Consider the following 21749-nt stretch of genomic DNA (forward strand, 5'->3'; position numbering starts at 1 on the left):
CATTTATTTACGCTGCTCCCGACCTCCGTGGCTTCACTTCGTTACGACCACTCCGGTTTCGAACCTATAAATGACACGCAGGTGTCATTTATTTCACGGTTCTCACATTCCAGGGATTCTTGGGATTTTTCCTAGTTTGGACATTTTACAGTACCAGCCCCATCCCTTTTTCATCCAGTGACCTATGATCGGCATAGGGATCATTTTGGCACTCTTGTCGCTTCTATAGACAAATGCTGCACCGTTACCCGTATCCATCACACAGAGGATATTGAGATGCCCTACATAACTCTCTTTTGAGTCTATATTCTGGGAATCTTGGAAGATGTTATAGGCGGTATTTCTCGCCATCACTTCTGCTACGTGTCCCTGCTTCGCTCTCCAGTCCGGCCCCATCAGGTTTGCTGAGTCTCCGATCGCATAGACACCCTCAAATCCTTCTACTTCATTATATTCATTCGTCAAAACAAAACCTGCTTCGCTCAACGGGAGGTCTGAAGCCTCAAGGATCGGATGCCCTTTACCTGCTGAGATGAACATTGTCAGATCAGACTCAACCTTTGTCCCATCCTCAAAACTGATACCATCCGCATCAAAAGAGACGATCTTGGAACCGATTTTCTTGCTGATATTGGTCATCTGGAACATCTTGTCCATCATCAGCAATGCCTTTGGCCCCATCTTCTGCCCAGGTTTATCCATCGGGGCAAAGAAAGTCAGTTCAAAGTTATCACGTACACCTTTACGCTTCAGGTAGGTATCTACATTGAAAAGCACTTCAAACGCCGGACCGCCGCGTACCGCAGAACTATCCTTTGGATTGCCGCCAAAGCCCATAGCGATCTTCCCTTTACCCTCTGCGATCAGCTTATCAAGCTTCCCGTAAAGTGCAGTTGCCTCTTCGGGAGCACCACAGATAGATAAAGAGTGTTCGCCCATACCCGGCATTTGGATCTTACCCTGACCGATCGCAACCACGAGGTAGTCATACCCCTCCATCACACGGCCGCTCTCAAGTGTTACCTTTTTTTGTGCCGCTTCTATCTTGCTTACAGGATCAATGATCAGTTGAAACCCATGTGCTACTGCTAACTTATCGAGCGGAACAGAGACATCTTCTCTTGTTGCCTCACCTGTAGGGATCCAGATTGATGTCGGATAGATATAGAAATAATCACGGTCACTTACCAGTGTGACATCCATCTCATTTCTTCTAAGAAAGATTGCAGCCTCTACACCCGCAAATCCTCCCCCCAGTACCAAAACTCTCTTTCCCGTTGACATCTTTATTTCCTTCTCACTCTGATTAATACTTTAAAATACCGGTTACTTCCTGCGTATTGGCTGCTTCGGCAGACGATACATCAGTCAGTTTCACAATGCTGTAAAGCGCACCCACCAGCAGACCGGAGAGGATAACCAGCCAGATCGTCAATCGCTTCTCTGACTTCTCCTCTCCTCTGTAATCTTCCAAACTCTCCAATGAAGGCTCACGCTGCTCCATCATCACACACTTTACTTTTTGAGTGCTTCAAGTCTAGGGTATGTAAAGATCAGGTCTCTTTCGATCACGATCTTCTCTTTCTCATCAATTGCATACGCCTTGATCTTCACAGGGACCGATACATCCTTATCATGACTCTGAGCCAATGGTTCTTTTGTCTCAAGGATAACCACCTCTTTTGCTTTAAAGCCCGGACCTATCTTGATAGGATTTTTCGGACGTACAATCTCGATCTTATCGTTATTGATCACTTCAAACGTATAGGTATGCGGTTTGCTATCTGTATTCTGGAACAAGAAAAGATAGTCGTTTTGTACCACACCGCCCGGTATCGTTTTATAAAGTCTTGTACCTTTATTGATATTGAGAAGCATATGCTCTTTTTTACTTCCCATAACAAAGAGTGAGACAAGTACGATCGCCAATACGGTAAAGTAAGCGATCACCTTTCCTCTGAGGTATTTTGTCTTACCTTCATAGCGTACGGCCTCTTTTTCACTTGACCATCTTACCAACGACTCTTTTCCAAATGCTGCCATTACCTCCGTACAGGCATCCACACACTCAAGACAGTTGATACACTCAAGTTGAAGACCTTTACGGATATCGATATGCGTAGGACATACGGTCACACAGCTTTCACACGTCGTACACTCTGCTCCCGGTTCCACTTCAAGCAGCGCTTTCTGTTTTGTATACATCTTCTGTCTGTCATTTCCGTGTCCCTGGTAGATCTCTCCACCACGTTTAGGATCATAGACTGCCATAATGGTGTCTTCGTCATAAAGTACTGACTGTACACGGCTGTATGGACAGATGAAGACACAGAAATCTTCTTTAAGGAAAACAACATCCACGATCAAGAAAGCAGCCAAGCCTCCGACAAATCCGAGCAATACCATGTGCTCCATCGGGTTTGCCAAATACGCAAAGAAATCTTCAGGAGGCACAAAGTACCACATAAAGTTTGCTGCAGCCACGAGTGAAAGTACCGACCACATTAGGATAGCAACGACTTTTTTCACTTTATTCTCGGTCTTACTCATATCAGGCTCTTTTTGCTTATTGCTGATACGCTTACGCAGACCAAGGATCTTCGTCTCGATCAAATCTCTGTAGATTACCCTGAAGATCGTTTGAGGACAGGCCCATCCACACCATGCTCTACCGCCCACTGCTGTGACTGCGAAGATTCCCAGGAAGAGAAGCATCAACAGGAACGGCATCAAGTAGAGCTCCTGCATATCAAAGACTGTTCCGGCCAAGTGTAGCTTCTTATGGTCAAAACTAAGCAGGAAAAGGTGATTTCCATTGATGGTGATCCAAGGCATACCGACACCTACGATCGTTGCGATCAGATACGCCCAATAACGTTTTACACTATAAGGGATCCACCCCTTTAAATACTCTTTTTTACTGACTTTCTTTTTTTGAGCTGTTGCTTCCATTTTACAATACCTCATCTTTTAATTTATGTTTTTCAAAAGGACAGATCAGAACCCTGTCCTCACCCTCTTGCATCCCGTCTGGACGATTAACCTCCACCCAGGACCCTTCGACCAATTCCCTAAGGTTTCTTGACTCGATATAATCTTTAAGAGAACTACGACTCACCTCAAGCTCCCGTGCGATCGCACTCACACTCATCCCCTCTTTGAGGTGATCCATGATCTGAACTTTAAATTTATCGAACTTTGAAGAGGATCTGCTTCCTTTAGGGCGCCCTATCTGGGTACTCTTGGATACTTCCGCCTCTCTCAAGTCATTGAGTAGAGGAAAAAGATCAAGGATTTTGCTTGTCTTATCGATCAGCCGCTTAGGATTCACAACATACAAGGTAACCTCTTTGCTCAGTGAACAGTTGATCAGTTTGATCAACTCTTCAGTACGCTGACTGAGTACAGAGAGCGACGAAATCACAATCATGTCCCCTTCGCGTAGAGAGCGCAAAAACTCCTCAAACTCTTTTCTCTCCTCGATCTTAAGTGGTCTGTTTGAATACTCCACTACCTCTTTATCGATTTGAATATCATTAGCCAATGAAAAAGAGAGAATATCACGCTGCTGATCTGACAAACTACTTAAACCGTGAAGCTGTCTGATGTAACCATATACCATTCTATTTCCTTTCTCATTTCTATTATCATACTCTTTTTGATGATTAAAGTCAATGGTTTTTAGATAAAAATCGTCAATTGTATCTTTTTTTCGTCAGACTGTCTGTCTCTTAGCAATATAATTATGATAAAATAACCTGATAATCATTTGGAAACATTTCAAAGGAATAACGTGGATCTTACACATTTAGATGAACAAAACAAACCCAAAATGGTCGATGTCTCAGACAAAGACAATACCATACGTATCGCCGTGGCGTCAGGTATGATCGAAGTGACACCCGAGGCCTATGATGCTGTCATCGGCAATACCGCCAAAAAAGGACCCGTACTCCAAACCGCGGTCATCGCTGCGATACAAGGTGCCAAACAGACCAGTACGCTGATCCCTATGTGTCATCCCTTGATGCTTACTTCGGTAAAGACCGATATCGAGGAGTTACCAGAACTACCGGGATTCAAGCTGACCGTAACAGCAAAGCTTAAAGGCCAAACCGGGGTAGAGATGGAGGCCCTGACCGGAGTCAGTACAGGACTGTTGACGATCTATGATATGCTCAAAGCCATCGATAAGGGCATGGTGATCAGAAATATCCAATTGGAAAACAAATCCGGCGGGAAATCCGGAGACTTTACAAGAGTGTAAGGAGAAAGTATGATACTGGACAATAATACACAGGAAAAACCAAAAATCGAATATCCGACCCAGTGGGGGTTCAAACTCATTGGGCGGGATAAGGATGCGCTACTGGCCTGCATCAAAGAGGTAATGGGGGAAAAGGAGCACCTCTGTTCACTTGGCAACAGATCCAGGACAGGAAAGTTCACCACCTATAATGCTTCATGCGTCGTTGATACCCAGGAAGAGAGAGACAGGATCTTTAGATACTTTCAGGAGCATAAAGATGTGGAGATGGTGATCTAGTATTACCCTCTCTGCTTTACACATTACTTTACTCTCTCCAACATCTTGTCCGCACTCAAACTTACCAGCATAGAGACAATCACATAAGCCAAAAAGAAATAGAGCCCTACCTGTACCTCTGCATGGCTTACATCCGAACCATTGCCGGTCATATAGACCAGCAGCGTAGCCACCACAAAGACATCAAGCATCGACCACTTTCCGATCACCTTGAAAAACTTCACGATACCATGCGCGAACCTGCTCTCCATCACGACAGAAACAAACATCAAAGAGAGGGTTTTCGTCAACGGTATCAGTACGGAAAAGAGCAGGATCGCCAATGCGATAGCGATATCACCACTCTCCCACAGCTTTACAACCGACCCCAAAAGGCTTTTAGACTCAAAAGAGAGTACGACATCACCGATATACTCCAGCTCTTTATGGATCGTAACGGTGAGGAGAGGTGCAAAGAGACCGAAGTAGAGTACGACCAACGCCGATAAGGCACCAAAGAAGGTGAAAAATCTAAGCCCTGCCATTAAAGATCCCATAAAAATCATGGCAAGCATTCCCATTACATAGAGGGTGTAACGCTTCGCCTCCGAGCGATGCAGCTCTTGGGCACTGATGACCTCTTCACGCAATACCCGCTTCTCATTGGCATAATATCCCAGGCTTAACTTCTCCACCCACGCCTTCGCCTGATATTCGGCCTGTTTTGAAACATCCTTCTCCATCACCAGCTTTTGGGTACTCTGCTCATACTTCTTTGCCTGGGAGTAAGCCTGCAGTCCAAAATACCCCATGATTATCACCATCAGGGACAATAACGGTATCATTATCTTATTCTTCATAGAGAGATTATACTATAATCGTTCCTATGAATATAGATAGATTAAAACAGATAGTACTGGAAGCAGGAGAGATCGTAAAAGAGGGATATGTTTCTCACAAAGAGGTCTCGCACAAAGGGGTAGTTGATCTTGTCACCGAATTTGATGTTAAGACGGAGACCTTTATCATCGATCAGCTCAAAGAGGCATTCCCCGGATATGCACTCGTAGGAGAAGAGAGCCATCAGGGGAGTTACCACTATGAGAAGGCGATCTATATCGACCCGATAGACGGTACGACCAATTTCGTACACGGCATCCCACACCTTGCCATCTCACTCGGCGTCTGGGAAGAGGGTGAGCCGGTACTGGCTGTCGTCTATAACCCCATTCTCGAAGAGCTCTTCTGGGCAGTCAAAGGAGAAGGGGCCTACTGTAACGGAAAAAAACTTGAGGTGAGCACGCAAAGCAGACTGCAAAATGCACTGATCGCCACAGGGTTCCCCTATGCCAAGGTCAATGCCGGTGTTGAGTACCGATGGGTGATCGACTGTATGACCAACCTTCTTCCTCATATCCAGGATATCCGCAGACTGGGTGCAGCGGCCGTTGACCTCTGCTATCTTGCCCAGGGAAAAGTAGAAGCCTTCTACGAGATCGATCTCAAACCATGGGACGTGGCCGCAGGTATCCTGATCGTACAGGAGGCAGGCGGAGAAGTGAGCAATGTAAATGGGGAAAGATACAACTTTGACGACAAGAGCATCGTAGCCAGCAATAGCAAAGTACATACACAGCTTCTGGAAAAGCTTGAAAAGATCTAAAGGAGACCTTTCAAGCTACTCTATCACCTCAAAGTAGATCAGGAGCGTACGCTGGAAAAAGTTGTCATTATCATCACTCACCATAACAAAGCGTTTTTTTCCCACACGCGCAAGCCCTTCGAAGTTGTCGACATCCCATCCTTTGTGGGAGTCCATCTTGATGAGTACCTTGCTTTGACATAGACTGTTTTCTTTACAGCCTGCCAGATAGACCTTTTTAAGAGTAATCACAAACGGGTCGAGAAAATCCGTAAAGGAGCGCTCCAGTACCAACAGGTTGCCGTCATCCATTACCTCTATCGCAGTCGTAGCACTTCGCGCTTCAGGTTCCGCCTTGAAGTGCCACGATTTACCGCTGAGTGAATAGATCGTCTGCTGTTTCTTATGATCACTTTTCAGCGGCCACTCTGCTACCATCAATGCCCCATACTTTGGGTGATATGCCAGTGCTTCAAGTGACTTGTTTTTGCTACGGTAGTTCTTGGCCTCTCTCAGCGGCTTGGGAAGTCTGTACTTCTTGATACGTTTGCCGTCTTCACCGAAAAGCCCAAGTTTCGGTTCTCCCTCAAACGAGATCAGCACTCCTCCCCTTGATCCCAGACAGAGCCCCTCTGTGTCTCTTCTCCATTTTTTAAACTTCTTTCCGTTCTCCTTCGTGATACGTGTCGCACCAAGAGGCTTTAAGAGATCGATCTTATCAGAGAAGCGTGCATGAAAAGTAAAAAGTCTTCCCTCGTCACTGATCATGAAAAGCTTTTTTTCTTTGGGATCATATGCAAGGTCTGAAAGTTCAGAGAAGTCTATTCCTTCGATGTTTTTATAAGAGAGATACTTTTGATCAAGTATCTTGATCCCGATTTTTTGATCACATTTGCCGCGTGGAGTAATATCTACGGAAAGCACCCCTGCATAGAGAGAGGTGAAAAAGATGCATATGAGGGGGATCAGTCTCATTTGACTTCTGATTTGTCAGGGAAAAAGTAGATCATGACCAGCAACCAGACGATCCCTGCATCGATCGCCACATCGGCATAGTTAAAGACTGCAAAATCAAATCCGCAGTGCCATGCAACATAATCTACTACCCCCTCATGCACAAACCGGTCATAAAGGTTTCCCAATGCGCCCCCTATCACTAATCCCACGGGAAGAGCATACCGCTTCAGGTATCCCTCTTTGACCACAAAAGCGAATATTCCCGTGACCAATAGTGCCTGTATCCACTTAAGATAGGGACCAAGGAAAGCAAATAGGGAAAAGGCCACACCTTTATTGTAGTGCAGTTCCAGATCGATACAGGATCCTGCACGGTAGTACCCCTCTATAAAGATCGACTTTATCCCCTGGTCAATGATAAATGTGCCGACAGCAGCCAACAAAAAGATGAAAATCCCTCGCATTAAGCCAATGCCCCTTTGAAGAATGTCACACACTCCTCCATCATCTCTTCAAGTACCTTTTCATCTTTTCCTTCCAGTAAAAGACGTACTTTGTTTTCCGTACCGGAGTATCTAAAGAGATGGCGCATACCGAGTTTTTCTACCTTCTCTTTGAGCGCTGGCAGTCCCTCTATCTCGTCAAAATCCCTCTTCTCATCCACAAGTAGGTTCACCAGCATTTGAGGATAGGACTCATAGGGATTGAATGCTTCGCTGGCCTTCTTGTCTTCGCTGACCAGATAGGCTAATGCCTGCAGTGCACTGGAGAGTCCGTCACCTGTCTTGGCATAATCAGAAAAGATGACATGTCCGCTCTGTTCACCCCCGAAGTTCATACCGTTCTCCATCATCATCTCCACCACATGCTTATCTCCGACTGCTGAGCGGTGAAGCTCAAGGTTTTGTGACCGCAGATACTCATCCAGCCCCTGATTACTCATCACTGTGGCAACCATCCCGCCGCCTTTCAGTTCTCCCTGTCTGTGTAGATGTACCGCAAGTACTGCCATAAGCTTATCCCCGTCAACTACTTCACCCGTTTCATCTACCACAACTACTCTGTCTGCATCGCCATCCAGTGCGATACCAATATCTGCACGGTACTCCCGCACTGCTTTGGCCAACACTTCAGGATGCATCGCCCCACAGCTCTCATTGATATTGAACCCGTTAGGCTTATCTCCGATCACGACCACATCAGCACCCAGTTCCTGTAAAATCGTCGGTCCGACCACATAACCCGCACCATTCGCACAGTCAATCACAATACGTTTACCTGCTAACGTAAGATGCTTAGGAAAAGAGTTTTTAATATGTACGATATAACGGCCGATCACATCATCGATACGTTTTGACTTACCGATCATCTTCTCCGTCGCCTGAGAAGCAGCGATCAGATCACTGTCGTTATAGATCTTTTCGATCTGTTCCTCTTTGTCACGGTTGAGCTTGTTCCCTTCACAATCAAAGAACTTGATCCCGTTGTCATAGTACGGGTTATGGCTTGCAGAGATCATGATCCCCGCATCACAACGCATGCTTTCGGTCAAAAAGGCTATCGCAGGTGTAGGCATAGGCCCGATCTGTATCACATCAAACCCTACGGCAGTCAATCCTGATACAATGGCATTTTCGATCATATAGCCACTACGTCTTGTGTCTTTTCCTACCAATATTTTTTTTGTTTTAGCAAATTGCTTAAAATAGATACCCGTTGCCATTGCCAGGCGCATTGATGCCTCAGCTGTTACCTTCTTCCCCGCTTTTCCGCGTACCCCATCAGTACCAAATAGTGTCAAGGTTTATCCTTCATAAAAAATTTTCCAATATTTTACCCAAATAGCATAAACAATCAAGCAATGAACAGTTGTTCACTTTAATATTATTTTAAGTTTAAGATGCTAATATTCGCTCAATATTTATAAGAAGGAACATTATGGCACACCATAAATCAGCACAAAAACGTATCATTCAAACTGAAAAAAGAGCAGAGAGAAACAGATACTACAGAACAAGACTTAAAAACATCACTAAAGCAGTAGAGAGCGCTGTAGATGCTGCAGATAAAGCTGCTGCTACAGATGCACTTAAAGTGGCAAACAAGCAGATCCACTCAATGGTAAGCAAAGGTTTCATCAAGAAAACAACTGCTGCAAGAAAAGTAAGCCGTCTTCACAAGATGGTAAACGCTATCGAAGCATAAGTTACGCTTCACTCTTTCTTTTACAGATACCATTGATGGTATCTGTACATCCCAATACAAAGAACACCCAATGTTCAAAGAAAAACTTCAACCATTTATTGACAGACACAAAGAGATATCTGAACTGTTAAGCTCACCTGATATTGCAAGTGATATCAAGAAAATGACAGAGCTGAGCAAAGAACAGTCCGGTTTGAACGAACTTGTCGAAAAGGCCGAACTCTATATCCAGACTGCTGAAGCAATCGAAGAGAACAAAGAACTTCTTGGCGATCCCGAACTGGGAGAACTCGCAAAAGAAGAACTGACAGAACTTGAGCCAATGCTTCCTAGACTTGAAGATGAGATCAAAGTGCTTATGATCCCAAAAGACAAGAATGATGATAAAAATATCTATCTTGAACTGCGTGCAGGGGCAGGTGGGGATGAGAGTGCACTCTTTGTTGCAGATGTCTTTAGAATGTATACCCGTTATGCTGATCTTGTAGGCTGGAAAGTAGAGATCGTAAGTTCCAGTGACGGAACAGCAGGAGGATACAAAGAATTGATCGCATTGATCAAAGGTGACAGTGTATACTCTAAACTCAAATATGAAGCAGGGACACACCGTGTACAACGTGTACCGGACACTGAAACACAAGGCCGTGTTCACACCTCTGCTATCACTGTAGCGGTTATCCCGGAAGTGGATGATGTCGAAGTTGATATCAAACCAAACGAGATCAAAATGGATGTTTATCGCTCAAGCGGATGTGGCGGACAATCGGTCAATACCACAGACTCAGCCGTACGTCTTACACACATCCCTACAGGAATCGTCGTTGCCATCCAGGATGAGAAGTCTCAGCACAAAAACAGAGACAAAGCGATGAAGATCCTCAAAGCGAGGGTCTATGAAGCAGAGCTTCAAAAACAGCTGGATGAAACATCCTCTCAGCGTAAACTACAGGTAGGCTCAGGCGATCGTTCTGAAAAGATCAGAACCTATAACTACCCGCAAAACAGGATCACAGATCACCGTATCGGTCTCACGCTCTATGCATTGGATGATGTGATGAATAACGGTAAACTAAGCCTCGTTGTCGATCCATTGATACAACATGCCCAGGCAGAAGCGATCCAGGAGGCTGGACTATAAGTCCACCTCTACTCTTTTCTCTCTTTAAACCTTTTCTTTCTATAATATCAAAAACCATTACAAAAGAAATTCTATGAGCAACTTTAAACCACTTCTACATGAGAGTAATCTCAAAGAGATTATCAAATCAGCCTTTGATATGGATCTTCCTATCAGCGGAGGATGGGGATATACACAGGAAGAAGCAACGATTATCCACGAACTAAATACCATGCCTCTGATACAGTTTGAACATACCTTTGCCTCCATCAGAGCCTACGGTGAAATGAATATGTCACTCCCTGAAGATCAAAGGTATGGCAGTATCAACCTCAATGAACGCGATAGAGAAACAGTGACCATCGATAATAAAAAATATGAAAAGGTCACTTACGAAATCAGTGCCATGAAAGAGAACGTTTATGCAGCACTCATTGATGAATATAAAGAGGGTTACGGGAAAGAGGGCTTTGATATGGAAGATCACTTTCAAAGGCGTAAAGAGAGCACTCTTAAAAGAGAAGTGATACACTGGTTTGATATCACCCGGATACTGTAGATATAAAACAACTACTTTGCAAGTAGCTCTCTCATAGCTACGGTCTCAACTGACCAAAATGGTCAGTGAGAATACAAATTATTTAAGACCTTTAATATCTTTATCTTCAGTCACAGTTTTTCCAGAAAGGTCCGTCCAACTCATCTCAAGTTTGTCACCTTTTTTCAATCCTTCAGTGCTGAAGTTAAATTTGATCAACGGGTTTTTTGAAAGGAACTGACTTGTAGACATGTCAAGTACAACTTTACCGCCTGCTTTTGCAGTAATATGTGTAATAAAGTTTGCGTCCTTTCCTTTTGCTTTTGCCTGATCGTATGTAAGCATGTCGTGTTTGATCATTACTTTCGCTTTTACAACACTACCACTTGCTTTTGCTTTGATTTTCATATTTGCCATAGGTTTTCCTTTATTCTATTTCTACGCTAATTCTACTGATTCTCTATACTTATACAGGGTGAAGATTAACCTTCACATCCACCAAGTGCAACTTCTAGTGAAACTTTACCAAGGTAGAACTTACCGTCTTTACCTTCTACGATTGCAGTGATAGTACCAGAACCCTTCATTTTGATCTTGATTGAGTAGTCGATGATTCCACCTTCAGAAAGATCGTAAACCGCTACAGTTGCTTCCGGGTTAGCATCCTGGAAAATAGCTACAGTTTTCGCTGGAATATCAGACTTGATTTTCACTGGCACTGCACCACCGTTTGATGCTACTTTTGGAGCTTGTACTGTTACACCCTCTTCTACCGGAGTGATTTTACCGTATAGTGCTTCGATTGCGGGTTGTACTTTATGTGCAGTCCATGCATCAGGCTTTTCTTGTCTGAAATCTTTTGCGCTAAGTGCTACCGGTAGTACAGCTGCAGCTGTCAAACCTAAACCTAAAAATTTTCTTCTTTCCATTTTTGAATTCCTTTCATTCATTCTGCAAGCCGCTATGGCCTAGCATCTTTCATAATATTACTGTCTAATCGTGAAGCAATAGTGAAAGAACACTATTACTTGCTTTGGCTTACCATATAGTCTACGATCTGCTTGATCTTATCATCAGATAATGATGTTCCACCTTTTGGCGGCATACCGTTGATACCGTTAATCGCGTTGTGGTATACATTGTCCATACCCTTTTTGATCACAGCATCCCAAGCGTTTTTATCACCTACTGCAGGTGCACCCATCGCATCTGTAGCATGACAAACTGAACAGCTTGCTTCATACTCTTTCTTACCAGGCATCTCTCCGCCTTTTTTAGCAGGCATAGATCTCTCAGTTGAAAGTGGCGGCTCATAGTCACTGATTCCGGCACCTTGGATTCTAGCGATCACCGGTTCACCCTCAAAACAGTTCTTCATACATCTTGTACCGTTACCGTAGTTACTGAAGTCATTGTAGTACTTACGAACATTCTCCAGACCGTCTTTACCATCGATCTTAGGCTCAAACCCATCTTCGTTAGGCATTTTAAGTCTCAAGAACTTCTCTCTGTCAAGTACGTACTCATCATCAAGCTCTTCACCGTCAATTGTCAACTCATTGATAGCGATGATATATGCAGTAATCGCATAGACTTCATCATCTGTCAAACTAAGTGGCGCCGGGTGAGGCATACCTGTCTTGATGTACCACCATAGTGTACTAGCTTGTGGCCAGTAAGAACCAAATACACGTCTTGGCGCATCTACAGTAGAATCTGTTCTTTGGTTTTTAAGAGATTTCACACCTTCGTATGCATTTCCTTTTTGAAGTGCCGGATATCCTGCACCACCTGCACCAAAGTCAAAGTGACATGACGCACACTTCTCTTCATACAGTGCATCACCATCTTCTACAGAACCGCTTCCCTCCGGAAGACCGGTACCATCAGGCATTACATCGATATCCCAGTGTTTGATTTCATTATCTGTAGGTTTTCTACCGTATGTGAATCCACCTTTACTGTGTGCCTTCTCATTGACGAAGTAAGCTGAAGTCTTCCCGTTTACTACAGGGTATGTTGCCCCACCGTCAATTACTTTCTTACCGTTTTCATAAGTACGAGAAGTCGTTTTGTCTCCCGCCACTGCAGCAGAAGTAGCTGCAGATACAACTAATGCTGCTGATAGTAATAATTTATGATAAGACTTGAACATTGTTCACCTCTCCTTTCGCTGTAACTTCCCAGATATGTGTAGCATTTCTATGATACACAGACTCAATTCCCATAACCGCTCTTTCCTGCTTAACGCTTGGTTGGATATGCCCGGCATCATCTCTCGCACGGCTTCCAAGAAGTAATGGTTTACCTTCATATCTGTACATAAAGCTGAATCTTGTCCATGCTTTTGGCAATACAAGTCCTTTAAGGCTTGCTTCTACCCAGTTCTTACCACCGTCAAATGTGATATCCACACCTTCGATAGTACCCTGTCCACTCCATGCAAGTCCTTCGATCTCAACCAGGTCACCTTTTTTAAGGTCTTTCCAGTCGTACTCAGGACATGGAGATGTGATAATAGAGTTTACTTCGTTCGCATAGAAGTGCTGGATCGCTTTTCCGCTTGGTTTCAATGCTGTGTACTTCGCTGTCTCTTCTTTCGCATAGAACGGCTCATCAGCGAACTCAAGTCTACATAGCCATTTTACACATAGGTTACCTTCCCAACCCGGGACAAGTAGTCTGATTGGATACCCTTGCTCTGGACGTAGTGCTTCACCGTTTTGACCCCATACAACCATTGCATCGTCAAGTACTTTATCGATCGGAACAGTTCTACCCATGTGTGAGTTATCCGCACCTTCAGCCAACATCCATCTCGCATTTGGTTTCAATCCAAGATCTTTAAGGATATCTTTGATGTAAACACCAGTCCATTCAGCACAACTCATCATACCTTTTGCGAATTGAGTTGAAGGGAACTGTGGGTTTCTCCACTCTGGTCCACCGTTAGCCGGACACTCGATAAAGTGCACTCTACTTACACTCGGATATCTTTTAAGTTCATCCATAGTAAGTACAAGCGGTTTATCAACAAGACCATGGATCATCAAACGGTGTTCATTTGGATCGATCTCTGCTGTACCACCGTGGCTACGGCTAAAGAATAGTCCGTTTGGTGTGATGATACCGTTAAGTTCATGGATCGGGCACATCGCAATAGATGCATACCAGTTTCCAGAAGTCAGAAGTTGAGTATTTCTTCTTGTTACGTTATGCTCATACGGAGATGGTTGTCCGTAAAGATTGTGAGTTACAGGGTAACCGAATGTTGTACCCATGGTTTCTCTTCAACAATTGCAGGATCATCCTCTGGATTCGTGCTTGGATGTTTTGCATTGATTTTCACCGGCGCCATGACACTTGCTGCTGCAAGGGCACTTACAGAATACGCCGCAGTCTTCCTAAAAAAGTCTCTTCTCTCTGACTGAATTTCAGTTTGAGAAGCATTACTTATCTTAGTCATATAACCTCCTTATAGTAGTTAACAGTACTCATTTTTTAGTTTATATAATAGAATCACTATTGCCACCGATTGTATTAGAAAATAAGTTAAAATGTCAAGAAATTTTATAAAGATTTAGATATATAGAACATTATCTCACAAAATTCTACAATTTTAAGAGAATAATTATCTTTAATCAATAAAACATTTCATTTTAATAAATTTAACTGATTATACTGGAAGGGTGGAAGTAATATTTTTCTTTTTTTTTACTTATATTATTATAATGTAATTACTGTAAAACCTCAGTAAAACTCATCAATTATGTTAAAATACATTTACAATACTTTTTGAAAATATAGGACAATCATGCAATCAAAAAATGTAGGAAAAGTGATCGCTTTATATATCACAACCCCTGAAAATAATGAGCGAATTTCAAAAAATATACTTCAGGTAGATGAAGAGGGGATTTTACTCGATAAACATTATGGAAAGGACCTTGACCGCTCCATACTCGTTACTTCTATTGATAGTTATAAGCTGGTAGAAAAAGAGGGTATTACGATTCCACAGGGTGCACTGGGAGAAAACCTTTTGATAGACTATAACCCTTATGCACTTCCTGTCGGTACACGGATACAGATAGGCACTTCTATCGTTAAGATCTGTCAGGACTGTACGATGTGTAAACACCTCTCATCGATTGATAAAAAAGTGCCAAAGCTACTTAAAGACGACAGAGGAGTTTTTGTCAATGTGGTTAAACCGGGATGGATAAAAGTAGATGATGAGATTCTGCTTTTAGATGAAAAGTAAGTTTGATTGTTATGTGATTAAAAAAGGGGAAAGAGGATCGACTCGGTAGACCCGAGTCGATCAGAGAAAATTATTTCTTGATTTTTCCTAGGATATCTTCAAATCCTTTTTGTGCCTCAAGTAATACATCGATTGACGCCTTATCTGTGATATTGAGCGCATCGATCCACTTATGTACATTCGGGAATGCGACATGAATTGTCTTCTCGCCTCTCTTCTGATACATATATGCTGAACAAGGAGCAAAAGCACCTGCTTCAGGGTGAAGCTTTGATACTTCATAAATCACAGCGATCTTACAGATTGAGTAGACATCATAGAAGTAGTACCACTCTTTGTCATTCTCTTCGAAGTCATAGTTCAGGTCTGTAAATCCAGCCATTACAAATCCTTTTGGCGCCAACTCACCTTCGAATGCCATCTCGTAGTTATCTTTTGACTCTTCCCAGTCATCACCGTCCTGTTCAAATGAAGTACGTGTGATAAAGTCACGCTTTACATTTTTCATCGCATATGGAAGTGTGATCCATTTACCGTTAGGCATTGCAGCTTTCAGTGCCTCTTCCACTTTTTTACCGTATGCGATAATATGCTCATTGTCTTCAGGTACGCCCATGATTCTCGCCATTGCATGTGGCGCTATAGAGGATACAGAGACCGTAGTGTCACCCTTTTTTGTCCAGATTGACATACTCATTGGAGTGAAAAGCCCGATTTCAGGATATTGCTCAGCCAATGCCAGTGCAGTATCTTTTCTAAATACCACTGCAAGATTGTAAAAATCAAATGATGTATCGTTGAAATCTCTCAGATACGGTGCATTCATATTATTATTCGCAGCAATGACGAATCCTGTTTTTTTAAATGCCTCTTCGATCGTTGTCGCTGTGATCTTCTTATCAGCATTGTCCGATACAAAGACTCTCACATCATGCTTCACTGCATCTGCAGCCATCAAACCTGCTGTCAAGAACATTGCCAAAGCAAAAAATTTTGCTATAAGTTTCATAGTATTCCTTTTACTTTTTGTGTATTATAACTCAAATTTTTTAATCCACAAAACTATTTTCTATCATTGTAAATATAAAAGATAAAAGTGTGAAGATTGTGAAAAAAGAGTCATTTTGTGATAACAAAGGGAGGAGATCCCTTTGTTGTTTATAAGATTAGAATCTATATCTGATATAGAATCTTAGATCTTGAGCCTTATCAACTATCATATCAGCCATATCATGTGCCATATGCATACCTGCTATCTCTTCAGCAGTCAAACCCATACCTTCCAATTGTGTATCATCATAATTTTCGATCATAGTATATGCTTGTTTAATCCCATCTATGTCCATAGGCGTACCACTGTAGTTACCGAAGAATCCATTACTTCCTGTGTAATCATAATCAATAGCAGTATATCTGATCTGTGCACTCAAAGCATCAGTTAACTGATAAGTAAAGTACGCTTCATATGCATCTCCACGCGCCGCAACTTTAGAACCGATCATAGTATCTTCAGCATATGTAAATGGTCTCCAGTATTTACTACCGTGATTATACTCTAAACCAAGTTTACCATTTTCAATGATAGGCAACTGAGTACCAACCCAGTATGAGGTACCTGTTTCACTCTCATTTGAGCCCAACATATAACCTCCATCAACATTATTTGCATCCGGATGAGTTTTACTATATGCAATTGAAGCAAATACCTTTGTATCAGCAAGGAATCCATCATCAGTTAGACCATCAACCAATACCGAAAATGCACCCCCTTCCATATCGCCAAATTGATGAAAGTAATCATCAGGATCTGGATTCATAGGGCTTTTCATACCTGGAAGATCAAATGCCTTATACCAAGTTGCCTTAGTTACAAACTGGCCATCATTGTATGGTTCAAATATAAAACCAGCCAATGTAATATCCTCTAGTTGATTATCATCATTCGCATATTGTGTAGGTGTTAACATTGGATAGGCATTAGTTGATCCCTGCCCCATACAAAGTTTAATACTCATACCGGAAATGCCTGTAACGTTAGAAAGATCCAATTTTGAACTTAGTCCGTCAAACTCTACATTAATCACATGCCCAAGTGGAGACTGTGCTGCGTCATCCTCTCTTAGGTTTGCCAAGAAACCATTAGTAGATGGTCTTCTACCCAGTGAGAATGTCCATGGAATATCAGCACCAAATGCATTATCTCCAAGATAGAGCCAGTATGCTTGTCTTACTTTAAGAGAATTATCAGTCAATGCTTCATTCCCAGTCCAGTCAAATGAACCACCCATACTCATAGAACGGCTGTAACCATCACTCATTGGATCATAGAAATCAGCACCAAATGCTTTGTTCATAGAAAGTTGACCTTTAAAGATGTTTTTGCTATCTGCCGCATACTCCATATTTAACCATAGTCTTAAAGACATAAGATCACTCTTGCTATAATCATTACCACTAGCCATATCATAATTGATATTATCAATGGCAGTTCTTACATCAGCACCCCACTTGATATTATCTCCGGCATCATGTGCTTTTACTTCATTGATCTTTTTATTTTGTTTTTTAAGATCTTTCTTGAGTTTTGCAAGCTCAGTTTCTAGTTCACTTATTCTGTTATCTACCGAACTCGCGTTTACACTCGTCAATGCCATAGCAGTCACGAGAGAAGCTGTTAAAATTTTTTTCATGTTTACTCCTTTATTCTTTTGTCCAAAACATGTAGCACATATCTTATGACACAGTGACTAAGTGTAGACTTAAATAGATAAACTTTTTTAAAAAAATTAGATAAATTAATATGGAGTTATAAATATTATATTAAAGATAAAAGTTGAAAAGGCAACGCAAGCAATAAGCAAGCAAAACGTTGTTTGGACAAGGTGTAAACAATGCTTGATAGATGTTACCTTTTCATACACATTATAAAGTATTTTAGTTGATAAGTAATTAAGAAGTTTAAAAATAAGAGGATATTATGAATTTAATTATCCTATAGGAGTAAGTAGACTAAATATTTGTGAGCTAAAAGTGAACAATGATAAATATAAATGATTGAATAAAAAGGAAGAAACTCAAAGTGGCAGCGACCTACGTTTCCACAAGCGTAGCCTGCAGTATCATCGGCGATGGGAGGCTTAACTTCCAGGTTCGGAATGGAGCTGGGTGTGACCCTCCCTCTAACCCCACCACAAAGAGAAAGAAATACATCGTAATGTACTTGTTTCTCTTTGCTCTAAAGAGCTTTGAGAGCTTAACATTGTTAAGAGTCTAAAGAATGCGTAAATTACAATCGGTTGCAATCTTACTAAGTTTGCACTTAATAAGGTAGTACCCGTAGTTGAATAAAATAAAAACGAACGATCTATTAGTACTGGTCAGCTAAATGACTCTCATCACTTACACACCCAGCCTATCAACGCAGTAGTCTTCTGCGGATCTTCAGGGATGATTCATCTTGGAGTTGGCTTCCCGCTTAGATGCTTTCAGCGGTTATCACATCCGAACATAGCTACCCAGCGATGCCCTTGGCAGGACAACTGGTACACCAGTGGTTCGTTCAACCCGGTCCTCTCGTACTAGGGTCAACTCTCCTCAATCATCCAACGCCCACGGCAGATAGGGACCGAACTGTCTCACGACGTTCTGAACCCAGCTCGCGTACCGCTTTAAATGGCGAACAGCCATACCCTTGGGACCTGCTTCAGCCCCAGGATGCGATGAGCCGACATCGAGGTGCCAAACCTCCCCGTCGATGTGAGCTCTTGGGGGAGATCAGCCTGTTATCCCCGGCGTACCTTTTATCCTTTGAGCGATGGCCCTTCCACACAGAACCACCGGATCACTATGACCGACTTTCGTCTCTGCTCGACATGTACGTCTCGCAGTTAAGCTGGCTTGTACCATTATACTCTACGATGGATTTCCAACCCATCTGAGCCAACCTTTGTAAGCCTCCGTTACTTTTTAGGAGGCGACCGCCCCAGTCAAACTACCCACCAGACATTGTCCTCCGTCAGGATAACTGACGCAAGTTAGCAATCAGAATATATAAGGGTGGTATCTCAAGGATGGCTCATCATCAGCTGGCGCCGATGAATCAAAGCCTCCCACCTATCCTGCACAAATATATCCCAATTGCAGTGTCAAGCTGTAGTAAAGGTGCACGGGGTCTTTCCGTCTTGCCGCGGGTAGGAGGAATTTTCACCTCCACTACAATTTCACTGGATCCCTGGTTGAGACAGCTCCCATCTCGTTACGCCATTCATGCAGGTCGGTATTTAACCGACAAGGAATTTCGCTACCTTAGGACCGTTATAGTTACGGCCGCCGTTTACTTGGGCTTCGATCAAGAGCTTCGCACGAATGCTAACCCCATCAATTAACCTTCAAGCACCGGGCAGGCGTCACACCTTATACATCCTCTTACGAGTTAGCAAAGTGCTGTGTTTTTGATAAACAGTCGGGAGGGACTCTTTGTTGCAACCTCTCTCGCTTTCTGGAGCAAGTCCATATACAAGAGTAGGCACACCTTATTCCGAAGTTACGGTGCTAGTTTGCAGAGTTCCTTAACCAGGGTTCTTCCACGCGCCTTAGAATACTCATCTCACCCACCTGTGTCGGTTTACGGTACGGGCAACTATTAATATACTTAGAGGCTTTTCTCGGCACGACGGTATCAACGATTCTGAATCTTCTCCGAAGAGCGTCATCAGCCTGTCAGGTCTCGGAAACAGCCGGCGGATTTTCCTATCCAGCTTACCTACACCCTTCGACCCACTATTCCATCAGTGAGCTCGTTTAACCCTATGCGTCCCCCCATCGCGCTTAATAGTTGGTATTGGAATATTAACCAATTTGCCATCGTCTACCCCTTTCGGACTCGACTTAGGACCCGACTAACCCTACATTGACGAGCATCGTGTAGGAACCCTTGGGTTTTCGGCGAACAGGATTCTCACCTGTTTTATCGCTACTCATGCCTGCATGCTCACTTCTAGCCGCTCCACCACTCCTTACCGGTATGGCTTCAATGCTGACTAGAACGCTCTCCTACCACTTACACTAGTGTGTAAATCTACAGCTTCGGTGTCTATTTTAGCCCCGTTATATTTTCGGCGCAGAATCGCTAGACCAGTGAGCTGTTACGCTTTCTTTAAAGGATGGCTGCTTCTAAGCCAACCTCCTGGTTGTCTAAGCAACTCCACATCCTTTTCCACTTAAATAGAACTTTGGGACCTTAGCTGGTAGTCTGGGCTGTTTCCCTTTCGACCTAGGATTTTATCACCCTATGCCTGACTGCCATGAATTCATATATGGTATTCGGAGTTTGACTGGGTTTGGTACCTTGGTGTAGGCCCTAGCCCAATCAGTGCTCTACCCCCATATACTTCGAACATGACGCTATACCTAAATATATTTCGGAGAGAACCAGCTATCACTAAGTTTGATTGGCCTTTCACCCCTATCCACAGGTCATCGGAGGAGTTTTAAACCTCCACCCGTGCGGTCCTCCACTGGCTCTTACACCAGCTTCAACCTGCCCATGGATAGATCACTTAGTTTCGGGTCTGCAGCAACTAACTATTCGCACGTTAACACTCGCTTTCGCTACGGCTTCGGGTTTCCTTAACCTCGCTAGTCACCACAACTCGCAGGCTCATTATGCAAAAGGCAGTCCATCACCCTGATAAATCATAGGGCTCTGAATGATTGTAGGCAGATGGTTTCAGGTTCTATTTCACTCCGCTCACCGCGGTTCTTTTCACCTTTCCCTCACGGTACTGGTTCACTATCGATCCTGGAGTAGTATTTAGCCTTGGAAGGTGGTCCTCCCATATTCAGTCAGGGTTCCACGTGTCCCGACCTACTCGAATAAAGTCTAATTAGTTTTCGTATACGGGACTTTCACCCTCTTTGGTCAAGCATTCCAGCTTATTCTACTAACACCTTAAACTCTTTAGGGCTAATCCCATTTCGCTCGCCGCTACTTTGGGAATCTCGGTTGATTTCTTTTCCTATAGGTACTGAGATGTTTCACTTCCCTACGTTCGCTCTCTCGAAAGAGTAACATGCGTCACCACATGCTGGGTTGCCCCATTCGGAAATCCAGGGATCAATGCTTCTTGGCAGCTCCCCCTGGCTTATCGCAGCCTAGTACGTCCTTCATCGCCTCTCCTGGTCAAGGCATCCACCATCTGCCCTTAGATTAATTTATTTAATTCTAAGGTACTACCTTATTAAATGCAATCTGAGTCATTTTTACATGATTCATCTTTATCTAATAAAAGTATGCTTTTTTATGAGTTTGCACATGAAAGATTATCATTTCTGATAATTTTCTGTTAAATTGTAATTTGTTTATGATATATGAAGTAATTCATTTACCATGCAACATTACGTTAGACTCTTAACAATAATAAGTTAAAAAACATTTAGGTAAAACCTAATACAAATTCTTATCTCAAGAACTTGTATTAAGTCTTTTCTCTCATCTATCTC

The 21749-nt window shown here is 43.0% G+C and carries 22 protein-coding genes and 2 rRNA genes; 7 read left to right on the plus strand and 17 right to left on the minus strand.

Annotation, left to right across the window (positions count from 1 at the left end; all coding sequences use genetic code 11):
* Positions 1-102 precede the first annotated feature (102 nt).
* The 4 genes from AC4JOV_RS12580 to AC4JOV_RS12595 are packed head-to-tail and all read right to left on the minus strand — an operon-like array spanning position 103 to position 3622.
* Complete coding sequence (locus AC4JOV_RS12580) at positions 103-1284, minus strand: NAD(P)/FAD-dependent oxidoreductase (protein ID WP_229937236.1); 1182 nt, start codon at positions 1282-1284, stop codon at positions 103-105.
* A 22-nt stretch (positions 1285-1306) separates the two neighbouring features.
* Positions 1307-1507 (minus strand): hypothetical protein, encoded by a 201-nt coding sequence (locus AC4JOV_RS12585; RefSeq protein ID WP_229937235.1) that lies wholly within the window; start codon positions 1505-1507, stop codon positions 1307-1309.
* Between the two features lie 8 nt (positions 1508-1515).
* A complete protein-coding gene (ccoG, locus tag AC4JOV_RS12590) occupies positions 1516-2952 on the minus strand; it encodes a cytochrome c oxidase accessory protein CcoG (RefSeq protein ID WP_229937234.1) in 1437 nt (478 codons plus the stop codon).
* A gap of 1 nt (position 2953) precedes the next feature.
* Positions 2954-3622: a recombinase family protein gene (locus tag AC4JOV_RS12595; protein WP_229937233.1), complete on the minus strand. Its 669-nt coding sequence runs from the start codon at positions 3620-3622 to the stop codon at positions 2954-2956.
* Positions 3623-3793: 171 nt separating this feature from the next.
* On the opposite strand from AC4JOV_RS12595, the gene moaC reads away from it, so the two are divergent.
* Both moaC and AC4JOV_RS12605 read left to right on the plus strand, forming a co-directional pair.
* Complete coding sequence (gene moaC / locus AC4JOV_RS12600; protein ID WP_229937232.1) at positions 3794-4267, plus strand: cyclic pyranopterin monophosphate synthase MoaC; 474 nt, start codon at positions 3794-3796, stop codon at positions 4265-4267.
* Positions 4268-4276: 9 nt separating this feature from the next.
* On the plus strand, positions 4277-4546 hold the full coding sequence (locus AC4JOV_RS12605; RefSeq protein ID WP_229937231.1) for an HP0495 family protein: 270 nt from the start codon (positions 4277-4279) through the stop codon (positions 4544-4546).
* Positions 4547-4569: 23 nt separating this feature from the next.
* Here AC4JOV_RS12605 and AC4JOV_RS12610 read toward each other — a convergent pair whose 3' ends face one another.
* Complete coding sequence (locus tag AC4JOV_RS12610) at positions 4570-5385, minus strand: paraquat-inducible protein A (RefSeq protein WP_491522159.1); 816 nt, start codon at positions 5383-5385, stop codon at positions 4570-4572.
* 26 nt (positions 5386-5411) lie between these two features.
* On the opposite strand from AC4JOV_RS12610, the gene AC4JOV_RS12615 reads away from it, so the two are divergent.
* Positions 5412-6188, plus strand: a complete 777-nt coding sequence (locus AC4JOV_RS12615; RefSeq protein WP_229937229.1) for an inositol monophosphatase family protein — start codon at positions 5412-5414, stop codon at positions 6186-6188.
* A gap of 15 nt (positions 6189-6203) precedes the next feature.
* Here AC4JOV_RS12615 and AC4JOV_RS12620 read toward each other — a convergent pair whose 3' ends face one another.
* The 3 genes from AC4JOV_RS12620 to glmM are packed head-to-tail and all read right to left on the minus strand — an operon-like array spanning position 6204 to position 8925.
* Positions 6204-7142, minus strand: a complete 939-nt coding sequence (locus AC4JOV_RS12620; RefSeq protein WP_229937228.1) for an esterase-like activity of phytase family protein — start codon at positions 7140-7142, stop codon at positions 6204-6206.
* Positions 7139-7588, minus strand: coding sequence for a signal peptidase II (lspA, locus tag AC4JOV_RS12625; protein ID WP_229937227.1), 450 nt, complete (start codon positions 7586-7588; stop codon positions 7139-7141). Before lspA ends, AC4JOV_RS12620 begins: the two co-directional genes overlap by 4 nt.
* The gene (gene glmM, locus AC4JOV_RS12630) at positions 7588-8925 is read right to left on the minus strand and encodes a phosphoglucosamine mutase (RefSeq protein WP_229937226.1); all 1338 of its coding nucleotides are present in this window, start codon (positions 8923-8925) and stop codon (positions 7588-7590) included. Before glmM ends, lspA begins: the two co-directional genes overlap by 1 nt.
* Positions 8926-9062: 137 nt before the next feature.
* Here glmM and rpsT point away from each other — a divergent pair, with 137 nt between their 5' ends.
* The 3 genes from rpsT (at position 9063) to AC4JOV_RS12645 (ending at position 11005) form a co-directional block, all read left to right on the plus strand.
* On the plus strand, positions 9063-9329 hold the full coding sequence (rpsT, locus tag AC4JOV_RS12635; protein WP_229937225.1) for a 30S ribosomal protein S20: 267 nt from the start codon (positions 9063-9065) through the stop codon (positions 9327-9329).
* A 70-nt stretch (positions 9330-9399) separates the two neighbouring features.
* Positions 9400-10467, plus strand: coding sequence for a peptide chain release factor 1 (prfA, locus tag AC4JOV_RS12640; protein ID WP_229937224.1), 1068 nt, complete (start codon positions 9400-9402; stop codon positions 10465-10467).
* 73 nt (positions 10468-10540) lie between these two features.
* A complete protein-coding gene (locus tag AC4JOV_RS12645) occupies positions 10541-11005 on the plus strand; it encodes a hypothetical protein (RefSeq protein ID WP_229937223.1) in 465 nt (154 codons plus the stop codon).
* Positions 11006-11083: 78 nt separating this feature from the next.
* Here the strand turns inward: AC4JOV_RS12645 and soxZ are convergent, their stop codons facing one another.
* From soxZ to AC4JOV_RS12670, 5 genes are all read right to left on the minus strand, one after another.
* On the minus strand, positions 11084-11401 hold the full coding sequence (gene soxZ, locus AC4JOV_RS12650; RefSeq protein ID WP_229937222.1) for a thiosulfate oxidation carrier complex protein SoxZ: 318 nt from the start codon (positions 11399-11401) through the stop codon (positions 11084-11086).
* Positions 11402-11466: 65 nt separating this feature from the next.
* Positions 11467-11913, minus strand: coding sequence for a thiosulfate oxidation carrier protein SoxY (locus AC4JOV_RS12655; protein WP_229937221.1), 447 nt, complete (start codon positions 11911-11913; stop codon positions 11467-11469).
* A 95-nt stretch (positions 11914-12008) separates the two neighbouring features.
* Positions 12009-13139 carry a c-type cytochrome gene (locus tag AC4JOV_RS12660; RefSeq protein WP_229937220.1) on the minus strand — a complete coding sequence of 377 codons (1131 nt, stop codon included), beginning with the start codon at positions 13137-13139 and terminating at the stop codon, positions 12009-12011.
* Entirely contained in the window at positions 13120-14265 is a 1146-nt protein-coding gene (soxC, locus tag AC4JOV_RS12665) for a sulfite dehydrogenase (protein WP_491522160.1), read from the minus strand. The genes AC4JOV_RS12660 and soxC overlap by 20 nt, the downstream gene beginning before the upstream one ends.
* Positions 14238-14450 (minus strand): hypothetical protein, encoded by a 213-nt coding sequence (locus tag AC4JOV_RS12670; RefSeq protein WP_491522161.1) that lies wholly within the window; start codon positions 14448-14450, stop codon positions 14238-14240. Before AC4JOV_RS12670 ends, soxC begins: the two co-directional genes overlap by 28 nt.
* 348 nt (positions 14451-14798) lie before the next feature.
* Between AC4JOV_RS12670 and AC4JOV_RS12675 the strand changes: the two genes are divergently transcribed.
* Positions 14799-15248, plus strand: coding sequence for an MOSC domain-containing protein (locus tag AC4JOV_RS12675; RefSeq protein ID WP_229937218.1), 450 nt, complete (start codon positions 14799-14801; stop codon positions 15246-15248).
* A gap of 70 nt (positions 15249-15318) precedes the next feature.
* Here AC4JOV_RS12675 and AC4JOV_RS12680 read toward each other — a convergent pair whose 3' ends face one another.
* The 4 genes from AC4JOV_RS12680 to AC4JOV_RS12695 all read right to left on the minus strand — a co-directional run bounded on the left by AC4JOV_RS12680 (position 15319) and on the right by AC4JOV_RS12695 (position 21466).
* Positions 15319-16257, minus strand: a complete 939-nt coding sequence (locus AC4JOV_RS12680; RefSeq protein WP_229937217.1) for a DUF302 domain-containing protein — start codon at positions 16255-16257, stop codon at positions 15319-15321.
* 157 nt (positions 16258-16414) lie between these two features.
* The gene (locus AC4JOV_RS12685; protein WP_229937216.1) at positions 16415-17938 is read right to left on the minus strand and encodes a DUF3373 family protein; all 1524 of its coding nucleotides are present in this window, start codon (positions 17936-17938) and stop codon (positions 16415-16417) included.
* A 387-nt stretch (positions 17939-18325) separates the two neighbouring features.
* A 5S ribosomal RNA gene (rrf, locus tag AC4JOV_RS12690) occupies positions 18326-18441 on the minus strand.
* A gap of 153 nt (positions 18442-18594) precedes the next feature.
* Positions 18595-21466, minus strand: a 23S ribosomal RNA gene (locus tag AC4JOV_RS12695).
* Positions 21467-21749 lie beyond the last annotated feature (283 nt).

This window comes from Sulfurovum sp. MH2-6, from assembly GCF_058374785.1.